Annotated in this window: 25 protein-coding genes; 11 read left to right on the forward strand and 14 right to left on the reverse strand. The window is 35.3% G+C overall.

The features are described 5' to 3' along the window. Nucleotides 1–47: 47 nt before the first annotated feature. The 6 genes from CHSO_RS02025 to sufD all read left to right on the forward strand — a co-directional run bounded on the left by CHSO_RS02025 (nt 48) and on the right by sufD (nt 4,934). Nucleotides 48–377, forward strand: coding sequence for a HesB/IscA family protein (locus CHSO_RS02025; protein WP_045491822.1), 330 nt, complete (start codon nt 48–50; stop codon nt 375–377). Between the two features lie 67 nt (nt 378–444). Continuing rightward, nucleotides 445–1,893: a Fe-S cluster assembly protein SufB gene (gene sufB / locus CHSO_RS02030; protein ID WP_045491824.1), complete on the forward strand. Its 1,449-nt coding sequence runs from the start codon at nt 445–447 to the stop codon at nt 1,891–1,893. A gap of 7 nt (nt 1,894–1,900) precedes the next feature. Beyond that, nucleotides 1,901–2,407 (forward strand): GNAT family N-acetyltransferase, encoded by a 507-nt coding sequence (locus tag CHSO_RS02035; RefSeq protein WP_045491826.1) that lies wholly within the window; start codon nt 1,901–1,903, stop codon nt 2,405–2,407. Between the two features lie 18 nt (nt 2,408–2,425). Next, nucleotides 2,426–3,169, forward strand: a complete 744-nt coding sequence (gene sufC / locus CHSO_RS02040) for a Fe-S cluster assembly ATPase SufC (protein ID WP_045491828.1) — start codon at nt 2,426–2,428, stop codon at nt 3,167–3,169. 30 nt (nt 3,170–3,199) lie between these two features. Continuing rightward, the gene (locus tag CHSO_RS02045; RefSeq protein ID WP_045491830.1) at nt 3,200–3,592 is read left to right on the forward strand and encodes a four helix bundle protein; all 393 of its coding nucleotides are present in this window, start codon (nt 3,200–3,202) and stop codon (nt 3,590–3,592) included. A gap of 34 nt (nt 3,593–3,626) precedes the next feature. Beyond that, nucleotides 3,627–4,934, forward strand: coding sequence for a Fe-S cluster assembly protein SufD (sufD, locus tag CHSO_RS02050; protein WP_045491835.1), 1,308 nt, complete (start codon nt 3,627–3,629; stop codon nt 4,932–4,934). 69 nt (nt 4,935–5,003) lie between these two features. Here the strand turns inward: sufD and CHSO_RS02055 are convergent, their stop codons facing one another. Further along, on the reverse strand, nt 5,004–5,927 hold the full coding sequence (locus tag CHSO_RS02055; protein ID WP_045491837.1) for a DUF3078 domain-containing protein: 924 nt from the start codon (nt 5,925–5,927) through the stop codon (nt 5,004–5,006). Nucleotides 5,928–6,155: 228 nt separating this feature from the next. Beyond that, on the reverse strand, nt 6,156–7,082 hold the full coding sequence (locus CHSO_RS02060) for a DUF3078 domain-containing protein (protein ID WP_045491839.1): 927 nt from the start codon (nt 7,080–7,082) through the stop codon (nt 6,156–6,158). Between the two features lie 249 nt (nt 7,083–7,331). Between CHSO_RS02060 and CHSO_RS02070 the strand changes: the two genes are divergently transcribed. The 4 genes from CHSO_RS02070 (at nt 7,332) to CHSO_RS02090 (ending at nt 11,456) form a co-directional block, all read left to right on the forward strand. Further along, the gene (locus CHSO_RS02070; protein WP_045491845.1) at nt 7,332–8,099 is read left to right on the forward strand and encodes a rhomboid family intramembrane serine protease; all 768 of its coding nucleotides are present in this window, start codon (nt 7,332–7,334) and stop codon (nt 8,097–8,099) included. Nucleotides 8,100–8,132: 33 nt separating this feature from the next. After that, nucleotides 8,133–9,242 carry a DNA-processing protein DprA gene (gene dprA / locus CHSO_RS02075; protein ID WP_045491847.1) on the forward strand — a complete coding sequence of 370 codons (1,110 nt, stop codon included), beginning with the start codon at nt 8,133–8,135 and terminating at the stop codon, nt 9,240–9,242. Between the two features lie 190 nt (nt 9,243–9,432). Continuing rightward, nucleotides 9,433–10,791 (forward strand): NADP-specific glutamate dehydrogenase, encoded by a 1,359-nt coding sequence (gene gdhA / locus CHSO_RS02080; RefSeq protein ID WP_045491849.1) that lies wholly within the window; start codon nt 9,433–9,435, stop codon nt 10,789–10,791. Between the two features lie 242 nt (nt 10,792–11,033). Further along, entirely contained in the window at nt 11,034–11,456 is a 423-nt protein-coding gene (locus CHSO_RS02090; protein WP_045491853.1) for a hypothetical protein, read from the forward strand. A 57-nt stretch (nt 11,457–11,513) separates the two neighbouring features. Here the strand turns inward: CHSO_RS02090 and CHSO_RS02095 are convergent, their stop codons facing one another. From CHSO_RS02095 to CHSO_RS02105, 3 genes are all read right to left on the reverse strand, one after another. Beyond that, nucleotides 11,514–11,837, reverse strand: a complete 324-nt coding sequence (locus CHSO_RS02095; protein ID WP_045491855.1) for a hypothetical protein — start codon at nt 11,835–11,837, stop codon at nt 11,514–11,516. A 228-nt stretch (nt 11,838–12,065) separates the two neighbouring features. Continuing rightward, a complete protein-coding gene (locus CHSO_RS02100; RefSeq protein WP_045491857.1) occupies nt 12,066–12,554 on the reverse strand; it encodes a YkgJ family cysteine cluster protein in 489 nt (162 codons plus the stop codon). Continuing rightward, nucleotides 12,555–13,526 (reverse strand): ion channel, encoded by a 972-nt coding sequence (locus CHSO_RS02105; protein ID WP_045491859.1) that lies wholly within the window; start codon nt 13,524–13,526, stop codon nt 12,555–12,557. It lies immediately after the preceding gene. Between the two features lie 146 nt (nt 13,527–13,672). On the opposite strand from CHSO_RS02105, the gene CHSO_RS02110 reads away from it, so the two are divergent. Next, complete coding sequence (locus CHSO_RS02110; RefSeq protein WP_045491861.1) at nt 13,673–14,053, forward strand: group III truncated hemoglobin; 381 nt, start codon at nt 13,673–13,675, stop codon at nt 14,051–14,053. A 33-nt stretch (nt 14,054–14,086) separates the two neighbouring features. On the opposite strand, the gene CHSO_RS02115 is transcribed toward CHSO_RS02110, so the two are convergent. The 9 genes from CHSO_RS02115 to hflX all read right to left on the reverse strand — a co-directional run bounded on the left by CHSO_RS02115 (nt 14,087) and on the right by hflX (nt 23,576). Beyond that, on the reverse strand, nt 14,087–15,157 hold the full coding sequence (locus tag CHSO_RS02115; protein WP_045491863.1) for a calcium:proton antiporter: 1,071 nt from the start codon (nt 15,155–15,157) through the stop codon (nt 14,087–14,089). Between the two features lie 66 nt (nt 15,158–15,223). Continuing rightward, nucleotides 15,224–15,562 carry a DUF6122 family protein gene (locus CHSO_RS02120; protein WP_171817586.1) on the reverse strand — a complete coding sequence of 113 codons (339 nt, stop codon included), beginning with the start codon at nt 15,560–15,562 and terminating at the stop codon, nt 15,224–15,226. 31 nt (nt 15,563–15,593) lie between these two features. Then, complete coding sequence (locus CHSO_RS02125) at nt 15,594–16,832, reverse strand: hypothetical protein (protein ID WP_045491865.1); 1,239 nt, start codon at nt 16,830–16,832, stop codon at nt 15,594–15,596. Next, nucleotides 16,833–18,857: a hypothetical protein gene (locus CHSO_RS02130; protein WP_045491867.1), complete on the reverse strand. Its 2,025-nt coding sequence runs from the start codon at nt 18,855–18,857 to the stop codon at nt 16,833–16,835. It abuts the gene before it with no gap. 17 nt (nt 18,858–18,874) lie between these two features. Continuing rightward, nucleotides 18,875–19,543, reverse strand: a complete 669-nt coding sequence (locus tag CHSO_RS02135; RefSeq protein WP_045491869.1) for a hypothetical protein — start codon at nt 19,541–19,543, stop codon at nt 18,875–18,877. 134 nt (nt 19,544–19,677) lie between these two features. Continuing rightward, a complete protein-coding gene (locus tag CHSO_RS02140) occupies nt 19,678–20,394 on the reverse strand; it encodes a DNA alkylation repair protein (RefSeq protein ID WP_045491871.1) in 717 nt (238 codons plus the stop codon). A gap of 19 nt (nt 20,395–20,413) precedes the next feature. Further along, entirely contained in the window at nt 20,414–21,700 is a 1,287-nt protein-coding gene (locus CHSO_RS02145) for a cation:proton antiporter (RefSeq protein WP_045491873.1), read from the reverse strand. 23 nt (nt 21,701–21,723) lie between these two features. Beyond that, nucleotides 21,724–22,353, reverse strand: coding sequence for a DUF4919 domain-containing protein (locus CHSO_RS02150; protein WP_045491875.1), 630 nt, complete (start codon nt 22,351–22,353; stop codon nt 21,724–21,726). After that, entirely contained in the window at nt 22,353–23,576 is a 1,224-nt protein-coding gene (hflX, locus tag CHSO_RS02155) for a GTPase HflX (protein ID WP_045491877.1), read from the reverse strand. Before hflX ends, CHSO_RS02150 begins: the two co-directional genes overlap by 1 nt. Nucleotides 23,577–23,677: the final 101 nt, after the last annotated feature.

Below are 23,677 nucleotides of genomic sequence, written 5' to 3' on the forward strand. Positions count from 1 at the left end.
ATTTTTGTTCGTATTTTTGCGTCATTAAATCATTCTAAATAAATACAATGATAAAAGTATCAGACTATGCAAAGGAGAAAGCCATCCAACTTATGACAGAAGATGGTTTTAACCCTGCTGAAGATTATATAAGAGTTGGGGTGAAAAGCGGCGGATGCTCTGGTTTAGAGTATGTTTTAAAGTTTGACAACCAAAAAACAGACGCAGATCAGATTTTTGAAGATAATAACATTAAGATTATTATCGATAAAAAATCCATCCTTTATTTAGCAGGAACTACTCTTGAATATTCAGGAGGATTGAACGGAAAAGGGTTTGTTTTTAACAACCCGAACGCATCCAGAACATGTGGGTGTGGAGAATCATTTAGTCTTTAGAGAAAAGACATAAGATCATAGGCATCAGAAAAATATGAGGCCTAAATCTGAAATCTAAAAAATTATAATGAGTAAATATACTGAAGACGATTTAAGAGTCGATCTAGAAAATAAAAAATATGAATTCGGTTGGGAAACCAAAATTGATTATGAGGATTTCCCAATTGGTTTAAATGAGGATATCGTCCGTGCCATCTCTGCTAAAAAAGAAGAGCCGGAATGGATGACTGAATGGCGTTTGGAATCTTTCAAAATCTGGTTGAAAATGGTAGAGCCTACCTGGGCTAATATCAAATATGAAAAACCGGATTTTCAAGCAATCCGTTACTATGCTGCTCCAAAGGCTAAACCAGAACTGGAAAGCCTAGATCAGGTAGATCCTGAATTATTGAAAACTTTCGAAAAGCTAGGGATTAATATTGAGGAACAAAAAAGACTTTCAGGAGTTGCTGTAGATATTGTAATAGATTCAGTTTCTGTGAAAACCACTTTCCAGGATACATTGGCAGAAAAAGGAATTATTTTCTGTTCTATCTCTGAAGCTATTAAAAATCACCCAGATTTAGTAAGAAAACATCTTGGAAAAGTAGTTCCTAGAGGAGATAATTTCTATGCAGCACTGAACTCCGCAGTATTCTCTGACGGAAGTTTCTGTTATATTCCTAAAGGCGTAAGATGTCCAATGGAACTTTCCACTTATTTCCGTATCAATCAGGCAGGAACAGGACAGTTTGAAAGAACGCTTGTCATTGCAGATGAAGGAAGTTATGTTTCTTACCTTGAAGGATGTACAGCTCCATCAAGAGACGAAAACCAGCTTCACGCGGCAGTAGTAGAACTGATTGCATTAGATAATGCTGAAATTAAATATTCAACGGTACAAAACTGGTACCCGGGTAATGAAGAAGGAAAAGGGGGAGTATTCAACTTTGTGACGAAAAGAGGTCTTTGCGAAAGAAATGCAAAAATCTCATGGACACAGGTTGAAACAGGTTCTGCTGTAACATGGAAATATCCATCTTGTATTCTGAAAGGTGACAATTCAATTGGAGAGTTCTACTCTATCGCGGTAACGAACAATCACCAATATGCAGATACAGGAACAAAAATGATCCACATTGGAAAAAACACCAAGTCAACGATTATTTCTAAAGGTATTTCTGCAGGAAAATCTCAAAACTCATACAGAGGACTGGTAAAAGTAATGCCTTCTGCAAAAGGAGCCAGAAACTTCTCTCAGTGTGACTCTTTATTGATGGGCAACGAATGTGGGGCACACACTTTCCCTTACATTGAAATTAAAGATCCTACTGCTCAATTGGAGCACGAAGCAACCACTTCGAAAATTGGAGAAGATCAGATTTTCTACTGTAACCAAAGAGGTATTGATACGGAAAGAGCCATTGCTTTGATCGTAAACGGTTTCAGTAAAGAGGTTTTAAATAAACTTCCGATGGAATTTGCTATAGAAGCACAAAAACTTCTTGAAATTTCACTAGAAGGATCAGTAGGATAAAAAAGAGATGATAGCTACAGAAAGATTAATTTTAAGAAAACCTGTAAAAGAAGATTTTGAAAGATTCTTCGAAATTAATCATGACCCTCAAACCAATATCCATAATCCTGGCGGACCGATGAGTTTTGAAAAAGCAGAAGGTACATTTACCAGAATGCTTGATCATTGGGAAACCTATCATTTTGGAAGCTGGGCAATTGCTGAAAAGGACAGCCCTGAGAATGTAATAGGTTTTGGAGGACTGAGCTACAGACTTTATGGAGAAGAAGAAAAATTGAATTTAGGCTATCGTTTTGCTTCCCAGGCATGGGGGAAAGGATACGCCACAGAATTCACAAAGAAAGTTATAGATCTGGGATTTAATGAGGGCAATGAAGAAGATATCTTTGCCATTGTACGCCCCAGCAATATAGCTTCTGTTAAAGTTTTGGAAAAGGCAGGTATGATCAAAATCGGGACGCTAAATGACGTTCCTGGTCAGCCTGAAAGTTTAGTATATAGAATTCAAAAATAATTTGTTTAAGCAAATAAAATGTTAGAAATTAAAAACCTTCACGCCAAAATTGAAGATGGCGCAGAAATATTAAAAGGGATTAACCTTGAAATAAAACCAGGAGAAGTTCACGCTATTATGGGGCCAAACGGAGCTGGTAAGTCTACCCTTTCTTCTGTAATCGCAGGAAAAGAGGATTACGAAGTGACAGGTGGAGAGATTCTTTTTCAAGGAGAAGATATCATTGAAGATGCACCGGAGGACAGAGCACACAAAGGAATCTTTCTATCTTTCCAGTATCCAGTGGAAATTCCAGGAGTTTCTGTAACGAACTTCATCAAAGCTGCTTTAAACGAAACAAGAAAAGCAAACGGATTAGCAGAAATGCCTGCAAAAGAAATGCTTGCATTAATCCGTGAAAAATCTGAAAAATTAGGAATCAAAAAAGATTTCCTTTCAAGATCACTAAACGAAGGATTCTCCGGAGGTGAAAAGAAAAGAAACGAGATCTTCCAGATGATGATGCTTAACCCTAAATTGGCTATTCTGGACGAAACAGATTCAGGATTAGATATCGATGCATTAAGAATTGTTGCTGACGGGGTAAATGCTTTTAAAAACGAAGGAAATGCAGTTCTTTTGATTACACACTATCAAAGATTGCTTAACTATATTCAACCTGACTTCGTTCACGTTTTAGCTAACGGAAAAATTATCAAAACAGGTGATAAATCTTTAGCATTAGAGCTTGAAGAAAAAGGGTACGACTGGCTTTTAAATTAATTTGAAATTTAATATTTGAGATTTGAAATTATGGCAACAATAAATAACTTTGAAGATTTAGACATATGGAAAAAATCCAGAGAGTTATGCCAAAAAATTTTTATCTCACTAATACAAAATTCAAATTGCAGTCAAAATATTAAAAATCAAATCGACCGTTCATCCGCTTCTGTCATGGATAACCTTGCAGAAGGTTTTGAAAGGGAGGGAAATAAAGAGTTTATTAACTTTCTATCAATGTCAAAAGGTTCATGTGGTGAAGTAAGATCACAATTAGTCAGAGCATTTGATAGAAATTTCATTAACGAACATGAATTTAATGATTTGAAAAAAGATTATGCGGATTTATCAAAAATGATTTCAGGATTTATGAAGTATTTAAAAACTATCGAACATAATGGAAATAAGTTTAACCGTCTATAATTTCAAATCTCAAATTTCAAATTTCAAATAAACAATGAGTTTAAAAGAACAAATCATCGAAAACCATAATGAGTTTTTGGAGAGCCTTCGTCACAGATTTTTGGATGACGATAGAAAAGCCGCTCTTCAGAAGTTTGAAGGTATTGGTTTTCCGACAAAAAAAGACGAAGAATATAAATATACCAATCTAAAGGAGATCACGGAAAAAAGCTACAACTTTTTCCCGAAAGAAAACCACAACATCACCAAAGAGCAGTTTGATGAATTGCACCTTGGTGAAGAAAATTTTGATTGGATTGTTTTTGTAAACGGTAAGCTTCATAAAGAATTATCAAAAGTTTCTATTGAAAATGTAGAGTTCCTTTCATTCAATTACGCATTGAATGATGACAAACATAAAGAGGTATTTGAAAAGTATTTCAATACAATTGCTTCTAAAGATTTAGCTTTCACGAATTTAAATCTTGCCTACTGCAAGTATGGTTTCTTTTTGAAAGTTCCTAAAAATGTAGTGATTGAAAAACCAATTCATGTTTTCTACATTTCTCAGAATCAGGATGAAAATACATTCTACAATACAAGAAATTTATTAATCGTAGAAGAAGGAGCTAAAGTTGAGGTTATTGAAAGCCACCACAATTTTGATGACACTTATGTGTTCACCAACTCTGTAACTGAGATTTTCACTTACCCAAATGCAAAAGCAGACTGGCATAAACTTCAGAACGATAACAATACTTCTTACCTTGTAGACAATACCTTTGCAAGACAGGAGAAAGACAGTTTAACCACTGTAAATACCTTCTCTTTCGGAGGAAAACTGGTAAGAAACAACCTTGATTTTATCCAGAATGGATCGAATATCAATTCATTCATGAACGGGATCACAATTATCGGAAAGGATCAGTTGGTAGACCACCATACAGCGGTTCACCACAACTTCCCTAACTGCGAAAGTTATCAGAACTACAAAGGAATCTTCGATGGGAATGCCCACGGAGTTTTCAACGGAAAAGTTTTTGTTGATAAAATTGCTCAGAAAACCAATGCTTACCAGCAGAACAATAACGTCTTGCTAAGTGAAGGAGCAAGTATTGATACTAAGCCTCAGTTAGAGATCTTTGCAGACGATGTAAAATGTTCTCACGGATGTACAGTAGGCCAGCTTAATGAAGATGCCCTGTTCTATTTAAGAGCAAGAGGTATCTCTAAAAAAGAAGCTCAGGCGCTACTTCTATATGCTTTTGCTAATGATGCAATGCAGAATATCGATATTGAGCCTCTAAAAGAAAAGATTTCAAAGCTTTTGGCTGAAAAACTGGAAGTAGATATAGAATTTTAATCGTTATATATTGATACGTAAAAAGCACTTCATTTTGAAGTGCTTTTTTACTGTTTTATCCCTTTGAAATTATTTTTTAAACCAGCTTTGGTTGTCTTTATTTTCTGAACGTTTCTTTCCGTTATCAAAATTATACGCCAAACCTACTCCTAATGTCTGTTTCAACTGTGTTTTCCAAATCTGATTGTGATCATATAACAGATCCAGTGTTACATTGGTAGAAATATATTTATTGATCTTCATACTTAGCACTCCGCTATATCCAAGAACTAACCTTTCCGGGTGATCCAGATAGTTTGAAAATACGGAAGCTGTATTAAGCAAAGTAATGTTCTCCATAATTTTTAGCTTATACATTGCTGTTCCCAAGAAACCGAATTGGAAAAGAGAAGAATCTCCATCATTTTTAAGCCCGTAAGTTCCTGCTTTTTGAAGGTCTTCATCTAACACAAAAGTCCATCTGGCATTTGCAGGACGTAATGTCACAGTCAAATTATCATTTGGACGGTAGGTAACCCCTGCTCCAACGCTTAGATAACCTGGTGCCATAAAGTTTGAGATTTTCTTTGCATCGGGATTGTTACCATCTTCATAACCTGGAGCAAATTGAGTCTGAAGACCAACACCTCCAGAGATATACCAGTGTTTAGCAAACTCTCTCCCATAGTTTGTAGACAAGTTAATAACATCCTGAGTTTTTCTTACTCCGGTACCTTGTGTATTGTTTTGTCCGTAGCCAAGAATAATAATATTTTCCCAAAGATCTTTCCCTTTTTCATAAGTAAGGTTGTAATTGACGCCGGCAAGCCATCCTACGTTGTTGGCTCCACCCCCAACCCAATTGGAGAAAGCAGCCTGATTAAGCATTAAAGTATTTTGTCCCTGGATAGACCAGGCTTTAACTGTGTCTGTTGCGGGAGCACCCGTTTTTGCTTCCTGAGCCATAGTCAAAGCTCCAAAAGAAACAGAAGCGATCAATAAAACTTTTTTCATAATTAACGATTTCCTACAAATGTATAAATAATAATTTACGCCAAGATAAAACTCACATTAAAATGAATTGAATTCAGACGTTTTCATCAACATAAAACAATGAGAATAAAACCTTTAAAGTACCATTTCTAGCATAGCAAACTTAAAACAACTTAAATTCAATATCTTTAAAATCAAAAAAGCGCCTCGTTATTGAAGCGCTTCTAAAATTGAATTATTATTGATAATTTATTTTTTAATCCACCATTGGCTGTCTTTACGATCAGAACGTTTTACCCCGTTATCCAGCGTGTAAGCAAAGCCAATTCCCAGCGTTTGCTTTAACTGTGTTTTTTCAATCTGGTTATGGTCATACAATAAATCTAGTGAAATATTAGATGAAATATATTTATTAACCTTCAGATTCAGAAGTGCTCCATAAGCCAAAACCAATCTATCAGGACGATCCAGATAATTTGAAAAGACTGAAGCTGTATTGGTTAAGTAAATATCCTCCATAATTTTAAACTTATAAATAGCCGTTCCCAGAAAACCGAATTGTAGCAATGAAGTAGCTCCATCACTTTTCAAACCGTAATTTCCGGCAAGCTGAAGATCTTTATCCAGTACAAATGTCCATCTGCCGTTGGTAGGGCGTAACGTTACGGTTAAGTCATCATTCGGTCTGTACGTGATACCTATACCGGCGTTCATATAACCCGGGGCCATAAAGTTTGAGATTTTTTTCGCTTCAGGATTATTGCCGTCTTCATATCCCGGAGCAAACTGAGACTGTAAACCAGCTCCTAAAGAGAGATACCAGCTTTTGGAAAACTTTCGCCCGTAGTTGGTAGAAACGTTGATAACGTCCTGGGTTTTTCTTATTCCTAACCCTTTGGTATCATTCTGCCCATAACCAAGAATAATAATATTTTCCCAAAGATCATTATCTTTTTCATAGGTAATATTATAATTGATGCCAGCAAGCCAACCTACGTTATTGGCTCCACCTCCTACCCAATTCGAAAAGGCTGCCTGATTAATCATTACAGTGTTTTTTCCTAACACTGACCAGTATTTTACGGTGTCTACTACTACGGAATCTTTTTTTAATTCTTCTTGTGCACTTGCATCAATCCCAATAAACATGGAAAGAATCAATAAAAACTTCTTCATTACTCTAAATAATTTTCAATGCAAAAATATTAATATAATTTTTTTAAAATGCAAATTTTCCCTTAAACAATACACTTTTTTAGGTTTCAACCTGCTGACAACAAAATACTTCAATACAATCAATGCCAAAATAATAGGTTCAAAAATTAAATTTGATACCTTTTGTCTTAAAATCAGAGGTGCAGAAATGGTTTCATCGACAAATTTTCCGACATTTATCATTGGCTTTTGATTTGACGTACACTCTCCATGTTTAAAAATATAATTTCCAAAAGAGCGATTTTATACCCTTTGCTGATGCTATCTGCAATGTGGTTCGGATTTTTTTTACAAATGCAGGGCTTTTTTGGAAGTTGCTTCGGAGCCATTATTCCTCTAGTTCCTGAAGGACTGCTGGGAATCCTTACGTCTCCTCTTTTACATGGCAATACAGACCATATTATAGGAAATTCTATTCCCATTGCAGCATTAATGTTTCTTCTCTATCAGTTCTATCCATTGGTCGCCAATAAAGTTTTTTTTATCGGGTGGATAGCAACAGGGCTTTTGGTTTGGCTTCTACCTCCTATTGATATTATGACTGGTGAATATATGTACACCTGTACCATTGGAGCCAGTGGTGTTGTCTATGTATTAGCATTTTTTCTCTTCTTCAGTGGAGTTTTTAAATGGAATACGAAACTTTTGACCATTTCCTTACTCGTTGTCTTATATTATGGAAGTTTAGTATGGGGCATGCTTCCCGAAGAACTGTTCTATAATATGCAGGAACCTAGCAAAATCTCATGGCAGGCTCACCTTTCCGGAGCCGTTGTTGGCAGTATCATCGCATTTGCTTTTAAAAATGTAGGGGAGAAAAAGAAGAAATTTATCTGGGAATACCCTAATTACTACAGTGAAAAAGATGATAAACTATGGCAGGAATACAAGGAAAATCACCCGGAAGACTTCATGGAACTTCCCTATAAAAAAAGAGATGATATTTGGGATCATTTGGATGAATTAAGAAGAAAATAAAACTTATTTCATTACATTTGATAAAAAACACACATGATCTCCGAAGAATATTTATATGCTATCGCTTTACGCGAAAGCAGCCAAATTGGTGATATCAATTTTCACAAACTTGTAAGAACCTTTGGAACTGCAGAAAATGCATGGAAAAAGGCAAAAAAAGAATATAAAAAACTAGAGGGGATTGGCCCAAAAACGGTTGCTGATATTGGAAATGAGAACCATCTTAGGTTTGCAGAAAAAGAACTTAAATTTTGCGAAAAGAACAATATCCGGATCAGAGTAAGGCACCTTAATGAGACTCCCACTCTTCTAAATGAATGCATAGATGCACCTTCTATCCTCTACCAAAAAGGAAACATTGACGATTCACTTCTAAAAATAAGCATTGTTGGAACCCGAAATATGACTTCTTATGGGAAACAGTTTATTGGAGACTTTTTTGAAGCTACCCAATACACCCAATATGTCTCTGTAAGCGGCCTTGCTTTAGGAATAGACAAAGAAGTTCATGAACAATCTATCCAAAATCAAAAACCAACCATTGCTGTTCTTGCTCATGGTTTCGAATTTTTATATCCTGCTAAAAACAGAAAACTTTCAGAGAAAATTCTTCAGGAAGGTGGTGTTTTATTAACTGAATTTAATTCAACAAGAAAACCGGATCGGGAAAACTTTATTCAGAGAAATAGAATTGTGGCTGGACTTTCTCCTGCAACTATTGTAGTGGAAACAGGATTTGGAGGAGGATCTGTAAGCACTGCGGCATTTGCCAATGATTATAACAGAGAGGTCTTTGCACTTCCCGGAAAAATAACCGATGTTCATAGCCAAGGATGTAATCAATTGATTTTGCAGAACAAAGCGACAGCCATTTCAACCATCCAAGATCTGATAAGTATGCTTGGCTTCAATAATCCAAAAGAAAAAATTGCTGAGCTTTTTCCTTACAGTGAAACAACAATACAATTAACTGAAAATCAGGAAAATATTTATCAATTCATCAAACAGAATCCACAAATTTCTCTGGACAATCTTGCAGAGGAAATTAACCTTCCTTCACACAAAATTTTACCTATAATTTTAGAATTAGAACTTTTAGGGAAAGTAAAATCATTTTCCGGGAGGCAATTTATCGCAATTTAAGAATTAACGATTTCTTAATACTGCATTATTTCATACATAACATTTAATTTTTAATAAATTTTAATCATAAATTATCAATTTAATAATATTTCAAGACATTATTATTTAATTTTCAACAATGTTAAAATAGAGTGTTGTGAATCTTGAAAAAAAAATTAAATTTGTTGACAATAATATTCAACCTTAATATATGGAACAATATAATATTGACCAGAAAATCCAAGAGTTTATTGCAAAAATTGAAGCAAAAAATCCTAACGAACCGGAATTCTTACAGGCTGTAAAAGAAGTTGCCGTAACTGTAATTCCATTCATTGCTACGAGAAAAGAATATAACGGAATGAAGCTGCTTGAAAGAATGGCTGAAGCTGAAAGAATTATTATCTTCAGAGTTCCATGGGTTGACGATAAAGGAGAGATTCAGGTTAACAGAGGTTTCAGAATCCAAATGAACTCTGCTATTGGTCCATACAAAGGAGGAATTCGTTTCCACCCTACTGTAAACTTATCCGTTCTTAAGTTCTTAGCTTTCGAACAAGTGTTCAAAAACTCTTTAACGACTCTTCCAATGGGTGGTGGTAAAGGAGGTTCAGATTTCGATCCACAAGGAAAATCTGATATGGAAGTAATGCGTTTCTGCCAGGCTTTCATGACAGAATTATGTAAGCATATCGGTCCTGAAACAGATGTACCTGCAGGAGATATTGGTGTAGGGGCAAGAGAAATTGGTTACCTATTCGGACAATACAAGAAAATCAGAAACGAATTTACTGGGGTTCTTACAGGAAAAGGTCTTGCTTACGGAGGTTCATTAATTCGTCCTGAAGCTACAGGATACGGAGTGGTATACTTCGCGGAGCAGATGCTTAAAACGATCGGACAGAATTTCCAAGGAAAGACGGTAACGGTATCAGGTTTCGGAAACGTAGCTTGGGGAGTTATCAAAAAAGCAACTGAGCTTGGAGCAAAAGTTGTAACGCTTTCTGGTCCTGACGGATATGTTTATGATAAAGATGGTATCAGCGGAGAAAAAATTGATTATTTATTAGAACTTAGAGCTTCTGGAAACAACAGGGCTGAAGACTATGCTAAAAAATATCCATCTGCTGAATTCCACGCTGGAAAACGTCCTTGGGAGGTGAAGTGTGACGTAGCGTTCCCTTCTGCAACTCAAAACGAATTAGATTTAGATGATGCAAGAAAATTAGTTGAAAACGGATGTCTTTGTGTAACTGAAGCTGCTAACATGCCTTCTACATTGGACGCTATCAACTATTTCTTAGACAATAAAGTATTATTCTCTCCTGGTAAGGCTTCCAACGCTGGAGGTGTTGCTACTTCAGGATTAGAAATGACTCAGAACTCTATCCGTCTTAACTGGACTTCTGAAGAAGTTGACGCAAGATTAAAGGAAATCATGATTGGTATCCATAAAGCTTGTAGAGACTATGGAAAAGACGAAGACGGTTATGTAAACTACGTAAAAGGTGCAAATATTGCAGGCTTCGTAAAAGTAGCAGAAGCAATGTTGGCTCAAGGAGTTGTGTAACAAAAAATAATAAAGGTTGGGAAAAACTCCCGACCTTTTTTGATATAGCCTGTTCCCGGGATAATGGGAAAAAAGTAAAAAGTGAAAGGAGAAAGCGCTGCTATATGCAGCGCTTTTTTATTTTTATATCTCGTCCCGCGCCCTGAAAAAAAATCTACAGATTCAGAATGTAAGAAGATTTTATTATGGGCTAATGTCAGTATATTTGCAATCATTAAAAACTAACCCATTATTATTCTCTCATGAAAAAAATCCTACTATTTTGTGCTTTTTTATCAGTAAGTTTTGTTTTAGGACAAAAAATCAGATACAAAAAAGACAAAGTACTTGTTGATGATAAAGAACTTCTAAAAACAGAAAAAATAGGTTCTTTTGGAGCTGGAGGTTTCAATCTATACGAATTAGACGGAAAAAAACCTATTATTGCGCTGCTAGCTATAGATAACGGAACACATATGGATTTATCCGATGATTATGTTCAGGTTAAATTTTTAACAAAAGGAACTAAAGCTGAAATAGCAGGTGGAGATTTACAGTCTACCATCAAATTACTTATGCAAAATGATATTATTGACAGTAAAGGGATTTTTGATGAATCAAAAACGGACCTGTTCGTGCAGAATTTTGATGACAAAATATCAGAAAGAACAGTGATTCACCGATAATAAAAAATCCTGAAATACAAGATTTCAGGATTCAGACTAGTGTTTGCTAAAGTACTATCACTTTTTCTTTTTAGATTTCTTTTGTTCTTTTGTTGCTTCCGCAGGTTTAGTGGCTTCCATCGTAGTTCCTGCACTTGCAGTGGCTTCGGCTGCCGGAGTTGCTGTTGAAGCTTCCGTTGCAGTGGTATTTTGGCCGCTTGTTGTAGAAGTGGTAGAGTTCCAATCTGCTTTTGTTTCTGATGTCTGCGGCTGTGTTTGAGTGGTGGTTGTCTGGTTATTAGTGGTACTTTCCGCTGGCTTCTGGGTTTGGGTTTGTGTTTGAGCCGATACTGCGATTACTCCGACTAATGTAAACGCTGCCGTTAAAAATAACTTTTTCATAATGTAATATTTAAATGATTGTTTAAACTAAACGGAGTGTCATTTATAAAAATTATGTGTAAGTAACTTATTTAACGGACTTTATAACTATTTAAGAAGAATTTACAAAAAAAGTTGTTTACCCGAATTGGGTTAAAAAATCAAAACTGAAAGAGGTAAATTTGTTTTGATTAAAAGCGCTTTTAATCAAAACACCCATTTCTCAGCACCCTGATTTTATCTTAAAATTTACTTTGCTATATTCTTCATCATCCTCTCTACAAATTCAAAAGCAGCTGGGCAGATTACTGTATTTTTCAGCATCAAATTGTTGATCTGATAAATCTTTTTACGATCTGTATGAGGATATTCTCTGCAAGCTTTTGGTCTTACTTCATAGATGGAACAAGTATTATCACTATTCAGGAAAAAACATGGAAGATTTTGTAGTACCTTATCATTATCTTCATCCACCCTTAAAAATTTAGCTTCAAAATCAGCTGATTTCATACGCAGGTGCTTAGCGATACGTTCAATATCCTTTTCAGTATACAGCGGCCCTGTTGTTTTACAGCAATTAGCGCACTGTAAACAATCTATTTCATCAAAAACTTCATCGTGGGTTTCCTGTACAATATAATCGAGGTTTTTGGGCGGTTTTTTCTTTAATCCGTCCAGAAATTTTTTATGTTCTTTCTGCTTTTGTAAAGCTTGTTTTTTATAAAAATCTAAATTCATTTATTCTTTATTTCCTACCTGCATTGGAAGGTCAGCTTTTTGATATTCATTGATCTTATCCAGATCTAAGATGGTGGCAAGGTTCTTTTTATCAGGATAATACATCGGGACAAATTTAGCTCCGTATACAATTTCTCCTGTTACAAATGAAGACCTCTGAACTACTGTATTGGAGAATACTTCATCAAATGCGCGTACCTGAACAATAATCTCAATATCAGTACTTTTAAAATCGTCTTCAGAGAATCCGTAAAATGGTGAACTTTCATTAATTTTATGAACTACAGTCCAGTTCAGGGCCAAAGTATTGATCTTACTTAAATGGGTTTCCAGCCTATAAAAATTGCTCTTAGGAACATCATTTTCAATCACTTCAATGGCTGTAGATACAATGACATCAGCATCTGTTAGTGCATTGTTTTTATAAGGTGCTAATCTGAACATTAAAGCTCTACCCTCTTCAAAAGGAGCAATCACCGCAATATCAGAAAATCTTAAATAAGCCCTCGGCCTTGAAAATCTTCCATAAAAAAGACCTGTTGCAATGGCAAAGGTAAGCAATCCCAGAAAAGCTTCAAAAGTAGCCACTAAACTGGCCAAAAAACCCACAGGAGCAATCCTTCCATATCCAACTGTAGTAAATGTCTGAGAACTGAAAAAGAATACATCAATAAACTCATTCAACGGATCACTTTTATCTATTCCTGTAAGATGTTCTACTCCAATCAGATAATAAATCATTGCAAATACAAGATTTATCAGAATATAGGCTACAACGAGGTATGAAATAAAGCGAAATGAAGATAAATTCAGCATGGTATGATACCAGCTCAGGCTATTGAAAACATTCACACCTGTTCTCTTTACATTGGGAAGACCATCCTTATTGATGAATCTTCCTGAGGCATTGCTTCCAAAGCCACTGTTCTCCGTGTTTTTCTGGCGGATCTTTTTTCTGAAACCTCTTGTCATCTTATATCATTTGTTTTTTTGAATAGCTTGGTTATTGAGCATTCATCTTTTCCTCTTTCCGGATACAAAGATAAAATATTGTTTTCATGAATTTTATCAATTAAATCCTTTACTTATCCAATTTGATTTTACAGTAAATTTGGAATATGAAAAAGCTTGAATCAAGAGAAGATATTGAACACCTTGTCAATTCATTTTATGCCAAAGTAATAAAGGACGAAACCATTAGTTTCTTCTTCAATGATATTGCTAAAGTAGACTGGGATAAACATCTTCCCAAGATGTATTCTTTTTGGGAATCTATTCTTTTCGGACAAATGACTTACAAAGGAAATCCAATGGGTGTTCATTTTCCAATCAATGAAATACAGGCTATGGAACAAAAACATTTCAACAGATGGCTGGAACTATGGAGAACCACCATCGAAGAAAATTTTGTAGGTGAAAATGCGGACATGGCAATCTACAAATCAGAAAATATAGCCAAACTAATGGCTTTTAAAATGGAATTGGCGAGAAGACTTTAACAGGATTCGTGATTCATGTTACGAGATCATTGCTTAAGGAACAATCACCGTGAAGATATACGCTGCCAGGTTTACCAATAACACAGTTCCGTATAGGACATTTGTTTTTCCGCGGCTTAATGAAAGCATTACGATAAAAACAGATAGGGAAAGAAGGATCACATCTTTCTTATCCAATCCCAACACCAACGGAATGTCATACATAATACAAACTGCAGAAACAGCAGGAATTGTTAATCCGATACTTGCCAATGCAGATCCCAGTGCCAGATTTAAGCTGGATTGTATCTGATTGCTTCTAGCAGCTCTAATAGCCGCTACTCCTTCTGGAAGAAGAACAACCGCTGCAATAATAACTCCTACCAAAGATTTCGGAGCTCCCACACTCTGCACCATCCCTTCAATGGTATCTGAGAGTCCTTTTGCCATTAAAACAACAATGACCAGGCACACAACCAGAAAGCTAAAACTTATTAAAGTTTTTGTTACAGTAGGGATATAATGTTCTTCAGGATGTTCATCAGGAACAATGAAATAACTTCTGTGTCTTACAGTCTGTACCATCAGAAAAACCCCATAGATCACAAGACATGCAATAGAAATAAATACAAGTTGTGCTTCGTTATAAAAAGGTCCGTTAACACTTGAAGTAAAATTAGGAAGCACAAGGGTAAGCACTAGAATGGAAACAATACTTACCAGATAAGTAGTTGCTGAGGTTCTTGCAAAGAACTGTTCATGGTATTTAACACCACCCACCAAAATACAAATTCCTAAAATTCCGTTCAGGATCAGCATTACGGCGGCAAAAACGGTATCTCTAGCCAGCGTGATCGCCTGATCTCCGCCGGCAACCATCAGTGAGATGATTAGCGCTACTTCAATAATGGTAATACAAAGAGCAAGGATAATCGTTCCGAAAGGCTCTCCTACTTTATGAGCCACCATTTCTGCATGGTGAACCGCCGACAAGACACTTCCAATAAGTAAAATTCCGGCAATAATATCATAAACAACGCCATTTCCCATCAGTCCGGAAAAGTAGTACCCTACCGCAAGGACAGGAAAAATATAGGTGTAGTGTAAAAGTTCTTTAAGTCTCATATAGTGACTACAAAATACAAAAAATCTATAACATTTTCAATATCAAAAGAAAATATTAATAACATTTTAATGAGGCCAGAAGTTAAAGTCCTGATAATCTGTTAACATATGAAACAAAAGACCAATCCCTATAATTCTGATATTTCCTCTAAAAAATAGCATCAAAAAATACACCGCAATGGCATAATAGGAATGTAAAAAATGAAAACCTATGCTTTCTCTTGCGGGGTCAAAAATGGGGTTGGCAAAAAGATGGTCCAGATCTACCAGCATTGTCGCCAATAATATAAGATACACTTTCTTCCAGTTTTTAGGATAAAAGATCAATGCAATAAAGACAGGAAACACAAAATGCAAAAAATAATGTGTGCAGGTTTTGAGCAAAGCAATTTCTGATAGAGCCATGAATGGATATTGATTTTTTTAGTTTCTATGGTTACCATCGTAAAATTAAAGGTAAATTTCCTTTCTTCGCTTTTATTTTCAGCCAATAATCCTGTGATTTACTTCCATACCATACGTAATCAATGTCTGAAATGATTCTTTTCTCGGTGGTACTCAACGTTTTCAAAGAAGAATACAGCAGAATATTATTTCTGATCAGAATATAGTTTTCTTTTAATTGAGGCGATAATGATATTGTTTTTCTCGTTGAATTGATTACAACTCCATCATTATTTTGGGTAATTTTATTGGGCTGGAAAGGAATTGCAGTGAATTGATTTTCTCCGTTAATCCACTTTTTAGATTGCAAATATGCCCACGTTTTTCCAGCATCTTTACTTTGAATGTCAATACTATAATTAGGTTGTGTAATCTTCTGAAAGGTCTTTTTTTCAACTTCATTAAAGTTATCATCATATTCATAGCTGATAATCGTATCATTAACCTGCTCGAGATTGGCAATGGCTTTTAAAGAAATAGCATGTGAAGAATCTACAATACTTTTATTGAAAAAACGACTGAAGTTTCTAATGTTCTCCTGATCTAATTCCAGCTCCAGAAACTGATTTCCTTTCTGAAGTTTTGAAGCAATTACATTAAAAATTTCCTGATTTGAATTATTTTTGATCTCAATTTCATCATCATGCAATTCAATAGCAAAGTTTTGAATATTCTGTCCTGAAATGAATGAGATACTTCCCAATGTATTTTTAATCAATTTGTCCGCATTCAGAACAGGATTTACAGAGGTCTGAAGAAGCTTCTTCTTAATTGTTTCAAAAGCAAGATCAGAAGTTCCTGCAATGCAGTGATTCCCTTCTATCATAAGGAAAATTTGATCTTTCTTATAGCAGTTTTTTCCTTTATCAATAAATTTTTTATTCTTTAAAAAAGTAATGAACCTTTGAGGATCTTTAAGTTCTAAAATGCTATACCATTCGGAGAACTTAGTGTCTTTAACATGAAAAATCTGCAAAAAATCCGGAATTCTGATTCCTGAATCTTTCAATGACCCGGCACTTTTACTTTTTGTTTTGCCTTCAAACCACTGTGAAGGGTGTTTTGCTAAGCTGAAGAGGTATTGTCCCGTGAGTTCCTTACTATCAATTAAAACAACTGCATCTGCGTTTTCAGGAATATATCTGAGGTTCTTATCTTTATGAAAAACCACAAAATACACCGCAACAGCGAGCAATAAAAGTAACGGGATAATAATCTTCTTTTTTTTCATCTATAGTATGGGTTCCTTCTTTTCTGTTTCTTTTGTTTTAAAAACCTGATCGAATACATCGAAGAAATACATTAAGCTATTCTCCGAAGAGTCCTTAATATTATAATTCATTTCAGTCTGGATACTTTCTCCTTTCACTTCAGTTTTATAATACAACTCTCCTACATTCTTTCTAATGGCATCCAATGCTTTTCTTTCTTTAGGGCTTTTGAATTCTTTATCTAAACCGGTTAAAAGTTTCTGAAGATCCAATCTTCCTGATAAAGGATATTTAGCGGAATCTTTCGCCCATTTTCTGGAAATATCAGATTGGTTCGCTGATACCATATTATCTGCAGAGCTCATCAGATATACCACTCCATCTTTTACCGTAAAGAACAACTGATCTATGTATCCTCCGTCTTTCTCTTCTTTAAAGGTATACAAGTTTCCTTTTTTAGAGAATCTTTTAGACAGTTTTTTATTGGTAGCTAGCATATCGAAAATACGATTCCAATACCCTTCATTCTCCGTTGCAAAAGCGAAAGTGAAGTTAGGAACAGCAATCTCCTTGGTTTTCTTTACTTCTTTTTCATTAAAATCAGCATCATATTCATAATCCGTATATTCTACTTTTTTAGATTTCAGCTCATTTAGAACAAAAATTCCGTTTCCTGGTGCTATTTTGGTAATAGCTTCTTCATCCAGAATAATTTTCATGGTTTCCATGATGAGTTCCATTTCTTTTTTATACTCATTAACTCCGGAATTCTGAAGAAGGCTGTACATCATGTCAAAACACTTTGCTCCGTTTACATTCATTGCATAGTAGCCAACACTTTTTTCATTGATAAGTTCCAGCAGTTTTCTGTTTTTCTTCCCTTTATAAATAGCAGACATACTCTTCTGAATTTCAGAATTTTTATGCTGATAATTATTAACCAGTCTTACTTTGTCTTTATCAAAATACAGATTGTATGAATGGTTGGAATTGTACATATTTTTGAAGAGTTGTCCGTAAGTATAATACTTTGTCATCTTACCATAGATTCCTTCATTTACAATTCTTCCATAGTCTGTATAGACAAAAACATCAGAATTAGCATCTCTGAATGCCAGCATTTCTTTAGGAACTTCAATGTCTAAATTTGAACCAAAATATTGATCAAACCTATCTTCAGCGCTCTTCTGAACAATCTTGAAATTTTCTCTGCGGATAGAATCCTGTTCTTTCTGGAAAGCTTTTTCAGCTTCTTCATCATATGATTCATTAGGCATTTCTCCCTCCTCTTCAGGAATCTCTACACTCTCCTTCTCCTTAGGATATTGATGATGCTTTTGCAGATATTTGATATCTTTCTGAATTCTTGCGATCTCGTTATTATTATCTTTAATGCTTTCTTTAAGATACTTAATGTCGTCTTTAAGATTTTTGATCTCCTCTTTATAATCAAAAGGTTTTTCCGGTTCCTCAGTATAAACACTATCTGTGGCATCTACAGCTACTGCAGCAGAATCTGCAACGGCAACGGCAGTACTGTCTGTAACGGCATCTGCAGCCCAAAGATCTTTATAAGGTTTGGTATAGTTAATCATACTGAGAACAGCACGACTTCCATTCCATGCTACGAAAACATCATCATTGATGTCTACGTAAGAATAATTCTTTCTATTGAAAACCTCCTGCCCTTTTTTCTTCATAGAATTAACAAACTCCTGAAATTTTTCTTTATTATCAATGATAAAATGAGTATTGTAAGTCTTTATAGAGTCATTAAAGCTTGCATAATGATACTGAACAGCATCATATTTTATTCCTGTTTTGGAATAATCTGTCCATGTAGGTTTCTCCTTACTCTTTTTGCTGAGTTCATGCAGCAATGGATTCAGTTTAGTCCAGTTGATTTTATTATTAAGCTGTTTTCCGTTGACTTCCATATAAAATATGGCATCAGACGGGATTTTCATGCTGTTTTGGGCAAAAACCAAGGTAAAGCCAAAGAGTACAAAAATAATTTTCTGTGTTTTTATTAAGATAGATTTCATGACTATAGTTTAGAAATTTATTGAAAAAGAATAGTGTTTTGTATTTGTTTTTTCTGAAGGATAAGATCCAGAATATCAGCCTCCAGTTTAAGTGCTTTTTTATTGGGAGAAAGTACATAAGTGCTGTTAGTTTGTGATTTTACAGCACTCTCGAATTGCATGATGGAAGTATATTTTGCATCATTGAAAATCTCCTTATCTGCTTTATTCATCTTATCATAATCTTCTTTGAAGGTATTTACTTTATTTCTCGTTAATGTCTTTTTCTCAAGATTATGGCTGTAAACTTGTGTTGGAATCATTTTACCCAATATTTTCTGAGCTTTCAGTTTTTCCAGTCCTGCATTAATATTTTCAATTTTTTTGAAATTACAGCTCAGTTTGATGATATAATTATCCAAATCTATGGAAGTTTTCACATTGCTGATTCCCGGAGTTCCTTTAAAAATTTTGGAAGCTTCATTGATTTTGTTTTCAATTTCAGCTTTTTTGGGAACTTTTTTTCCATTAATGGTTTCCATCTTGGAGATTGAAGCCAGTCTTGTCTTGCTCTTGCTGGCGTTAAGAATAATAGTATATTCTCCGGTACCGTCAGCTTTTATATTCACTTTATCAAGAATGTCAAAACAACTTGTAAGGAGCAGCAAGGGAATAAATAGAAGAAATAATCTAAGAAAACTTTTCATGATTGGGTTTAAAACCACAAAATTACTCAATTCTGACCTTACCTCGTTATAATCTTTGATTTTAGATCATAAAAATAGCTGTTTCCCGGTAGTTTTTCAGATCGGAAGTTCCCTTCCTTTGAGCTATACTCTTTTTAAATACGTCCTTTCAAATAATCCTGCCGAAGATCCTCGTCCAGCTTTTCAATAGCATAGCGCAAACAGGTTCTTGGCATTTCTTTATAGTATTTGTTAAGATAGCCAATGAGTTCCTGCTCATTTTTATTTCCCATTTCACGCAGTAGCCAGCCATTCGCTTTGTGCATTAAGTCATGGGGATGTTTCAGATTTCTGGTTACAAATTCTTTGGTAAGGTCAAAAGAGCCTTTTTTTATGTAGTACATAGTTCCTACCACGGCAATTCTCTTATACCACATCTCTTCCGCTTCCGAAAGATCCCTCAGCAGGTTTTCTTTCTTATTTTCATAAGCATATCTGCCAAGAATTTTATAGCAACTGGAATCTACCAGATCCCAATTGTTAACATACTGTAAGTGATGAAGATAAAATGCTATAATTTCATCTTTTATAGCTATATCTTTTGTTTTTTCAAACTTTGAAACCAACATAAAAAGAGCCGTCAGCCGATGCTCATGGTATTTTGAAGAAAGGATTTCACTCAGTTCTTTTAAATTGATTTTTGAGTAATATTCTTTAGCAACAGACCTCTGATCGGGAACTTTTACACCCAGAAACAGATCTCCCTCACCGTATTCTCCTTTTCCTGTTTTAAAAAATTTTGGAAAGAATTCTGCTTTTTCAGGAATGGATAACACTGCAAGAGCTTCCTGTATTTCTTGAACAATACTCATCAATCATCTGATTTTAAAACTAAGCTTTATGCTCTAAAGCACTACTTCCCTGCTCCTCTTCTTCTTTCACAATCTGTTTAGGGTTTGCTACCTTTGCTATGGTAAGTCCCTGAACAACGATCGAGAATACCACTACACAGTACGTAATACTTAAGATCGTTTCACTATACTCACTTTTAGGAATAGACATCGCCAATGCAATGGAAACACCACCGCGGATTCCTCCCCAAACCAATACCTTTACAGTTTGCGGGCTGAAACTTCTTCTCAGAGAAGTAAACTTAGTAGGTCCCCAAATGGAAATAAATCTTGCAAACAAGACTACAAAAATAGCCAGTAAACCAGGAATCATAAAGTGTTTCAGATCCTTAATCATTAAAAGCTCAAACCCAATGAACAGGAATAATACGGCATTCAGAATTTCGTCTATCAGCTCCCAGAATTTGATAAGATAGTCCTGAGTAACGGATTTCATTTTGAAGTTCATGTTAAAGTTCCCCATAAACAATCCTGCTGCCACCATCGTTAATGGTCCTGAAATATGCATCTGCCTTGCAATAAGGTAACCTCCCATCACCACAGAAAGTGTAACCAGTACAGAAATAATATAATCATCCACTTCACGCATTAATCTGGAGGTCACCCAACCTAGCAAAACACCCAGTAAAAGACCTCCACCCGCTTCATGAAGCAATAGCAATCCGATACTTTCTACCCCAAGATCCACTTCTTTTCCAACGGCAAGCTGTAATACTACGGTAAACACCACAACCGCCATACCGTCGTTAAAAAGAGATTCTCCGGCTACTTTTGTTTCTAATGATTTGGAAACGTTTGCCTGTTTCAGCACACTCAGAACCGCCACCGGATCGGTAGGAGAAATCAATGCCCCAAAAACAAGACAGTAGATAAACGGAAGCTTAATTCCTACATAAGGAAGGAGATAAAACATTCCAAAACCTACTACAAAAGTGGAAATCACAACTCCTACTGTGGAAAATATCAGCACAGGCCGGAATTGTTCTTTAAGATCATTAATGTTAATATGAATTCCTCCAGCAAAAAGAAGAAAATTAAGCATCGCTCCCATCAACACCTCCGTAAAATCGATACTGTTCATCAGTTTGTGAAGATGTCCAAATGTTCTTGGAAGGACCGTTTCTCCAAACATTACCAGAAAAATGGAAACCACAATGGCAATCACCATAATTCCAATAGTACTGGGAAGTTTTAAAAATCTGTAATTAAGATAGGCAAATATGGATGCTAATACGATTAATGCTGAAAATGAATAATATAATTCCACTAAGTGTTCTTTTTTAAATTAATTTATAAGTCTAAGTAAAGGACCTTGATGTATATTTTCTGACCTCCTTTTTCCCAGATATCAAACATGCCATTCTTCGAAGGCTTCGATCCTCTGGTATAATCATTTCCTATATTCAGAATATTCAGCAGAATGTATTCATCCCCCACCGAATTTACGAGGTAAGCCGTTTTCTCAGACTTTCCGTCTCCAGAACTCTTAATTCCATCTGCCAAAGCTCGAAACTGGCTTAGGTGATGCATAAAGTTATTTCCATCTTTTAAAGAATCATAAGCTCTGAGCAGAATGAGCAGAATGTCCAGATTCGTGGGATCTTTATCATACAGAACCTTTCCCTGCTTGATACACTCTTCGGAATTGTTTTGCTTAAAAGCTTCCGCCAAACTTTTGAATCCCTCATCTGAAGTGCTTATTTTACCTTCTTTAAAGCTCCTGCCATAGTAAAGATACTGTGCTTCTATACTATCCAGAGACTTCGGATATCCTTTGTATTTGAAAAGAAGTTTTTCGTAATTGTACGGAGAATCAGAATTTTTGAGACTCTTTTCAATGGCTTTAAAATCTACTTTCGATTTCTGGCTGAACCCAAAAACCGAAAACAGAGTGAATAAAAGGAAAAAATGATATTTCATTAATTGTTATTTTCTTCCTCATCGTCATCAAAGTACTCGAAAAGGAAATCGTTGTATGGGAATCTGGAAATATGGATCTTCATCACCTCATCATAGATCATCTTTTTCATTTCCGGGAAGTTTTCCTTCGTTAAAGCAGAAATGAAAACAGTTGGATATTTTGACTTAGCCATCCAGGTTTTTTTCCATTCATCCAGAGAAATATTCTTCTTTGAACTGGGTGTTAAATCATCCTCATCCTTCTTCTCATAGCTAAAATCATCAATTTTATTAAATACCATGATCATTGGTTTCTGATGGGCATTGATATCCATTAAAATCTGATTAACAGAAGCAATGTGATCTTCAAAACTTTCATGGGAAATATCCACTACATGAATCAAAAGGTCTGCTTCACGAACCTCATCTAATGTAGATTTAAATGACTCCACCAACTGAGTTGGTAATTTTCTGATAAATCCTACCGTATCGGTAAGGAGGAACGGCAGGTTTCCGATCACTACTTTTCTTACAGTAGTATCAAGGGTTGCAAACAGTTTATTTTCAGCAAAAACTTCAGATTTTGAAAGGGAGTTCATCAAAGTGGACTTTCCTACATTGGTATACCCTACTAAAGCAGCACGAACTACTTTCCCACGATTATTACGCTGAGTAGCCATTTGCTTGTCAATCGTCTTTAATTTATCTTTCAGCAAAGTAATTCTGTCGCGAATAATACGACGGTCAGTCTCAATTTCCGTTTCCCCGGGACCTCTCATCCCAATACCTCCTTTCTGGCGCTCCAAGTGAGTCCACATTCTCGTCAAACGAGGTAAGAGATATTGATATTGAGCTAGTTCAACCTGAGTTCTTGCATAAGAAGTTTGTGCCCGTTGTGCGAAAATATCGAGAATAAGATTGGTACGGTCCAAAATTTTAACCTCCATTTCTCTTTCTAGATTTTTAAGCTGTGAAGGAGAAAGTTCATCGTCAAAAATTACGGTTCCAATTTCATTTTCTTTTACGTATTCTTTTATTTCGAGTGCTTTTCCACTTCCAATAAAGGTTTTGGAATCAGGTTGTGTTAATTTTTGGGTAAAGCGTTTTTGTACGGTTGCTCCGGCCGTGAAAGCTAAAAACTCAAGTTCATCCATGTACTCCACCAGTTTTTCTTCATCTTGATTTTGGGTAATAATCCCTACCAAGACTGCTTTCTCATAATGATGTTCTTTTTTTTCTAACATTAAGTTCTGTCTATGTTTATGATTTTTACAAGATAATATTTTTCAGAAAAAAAACAAAATCAAATTTTAATTAATAATATTTTTTAATATAAATTTAAGAT

Origin of the sequence: Chryseobacterium sp. StRB126, from assembly GCF_000829375.1 — a bacterium.
Lineage (GTDB): Bacteria > Bacteroidota > Bacteroidia > Flavobacteriales > Weeksellaceae > Chryseobacterium.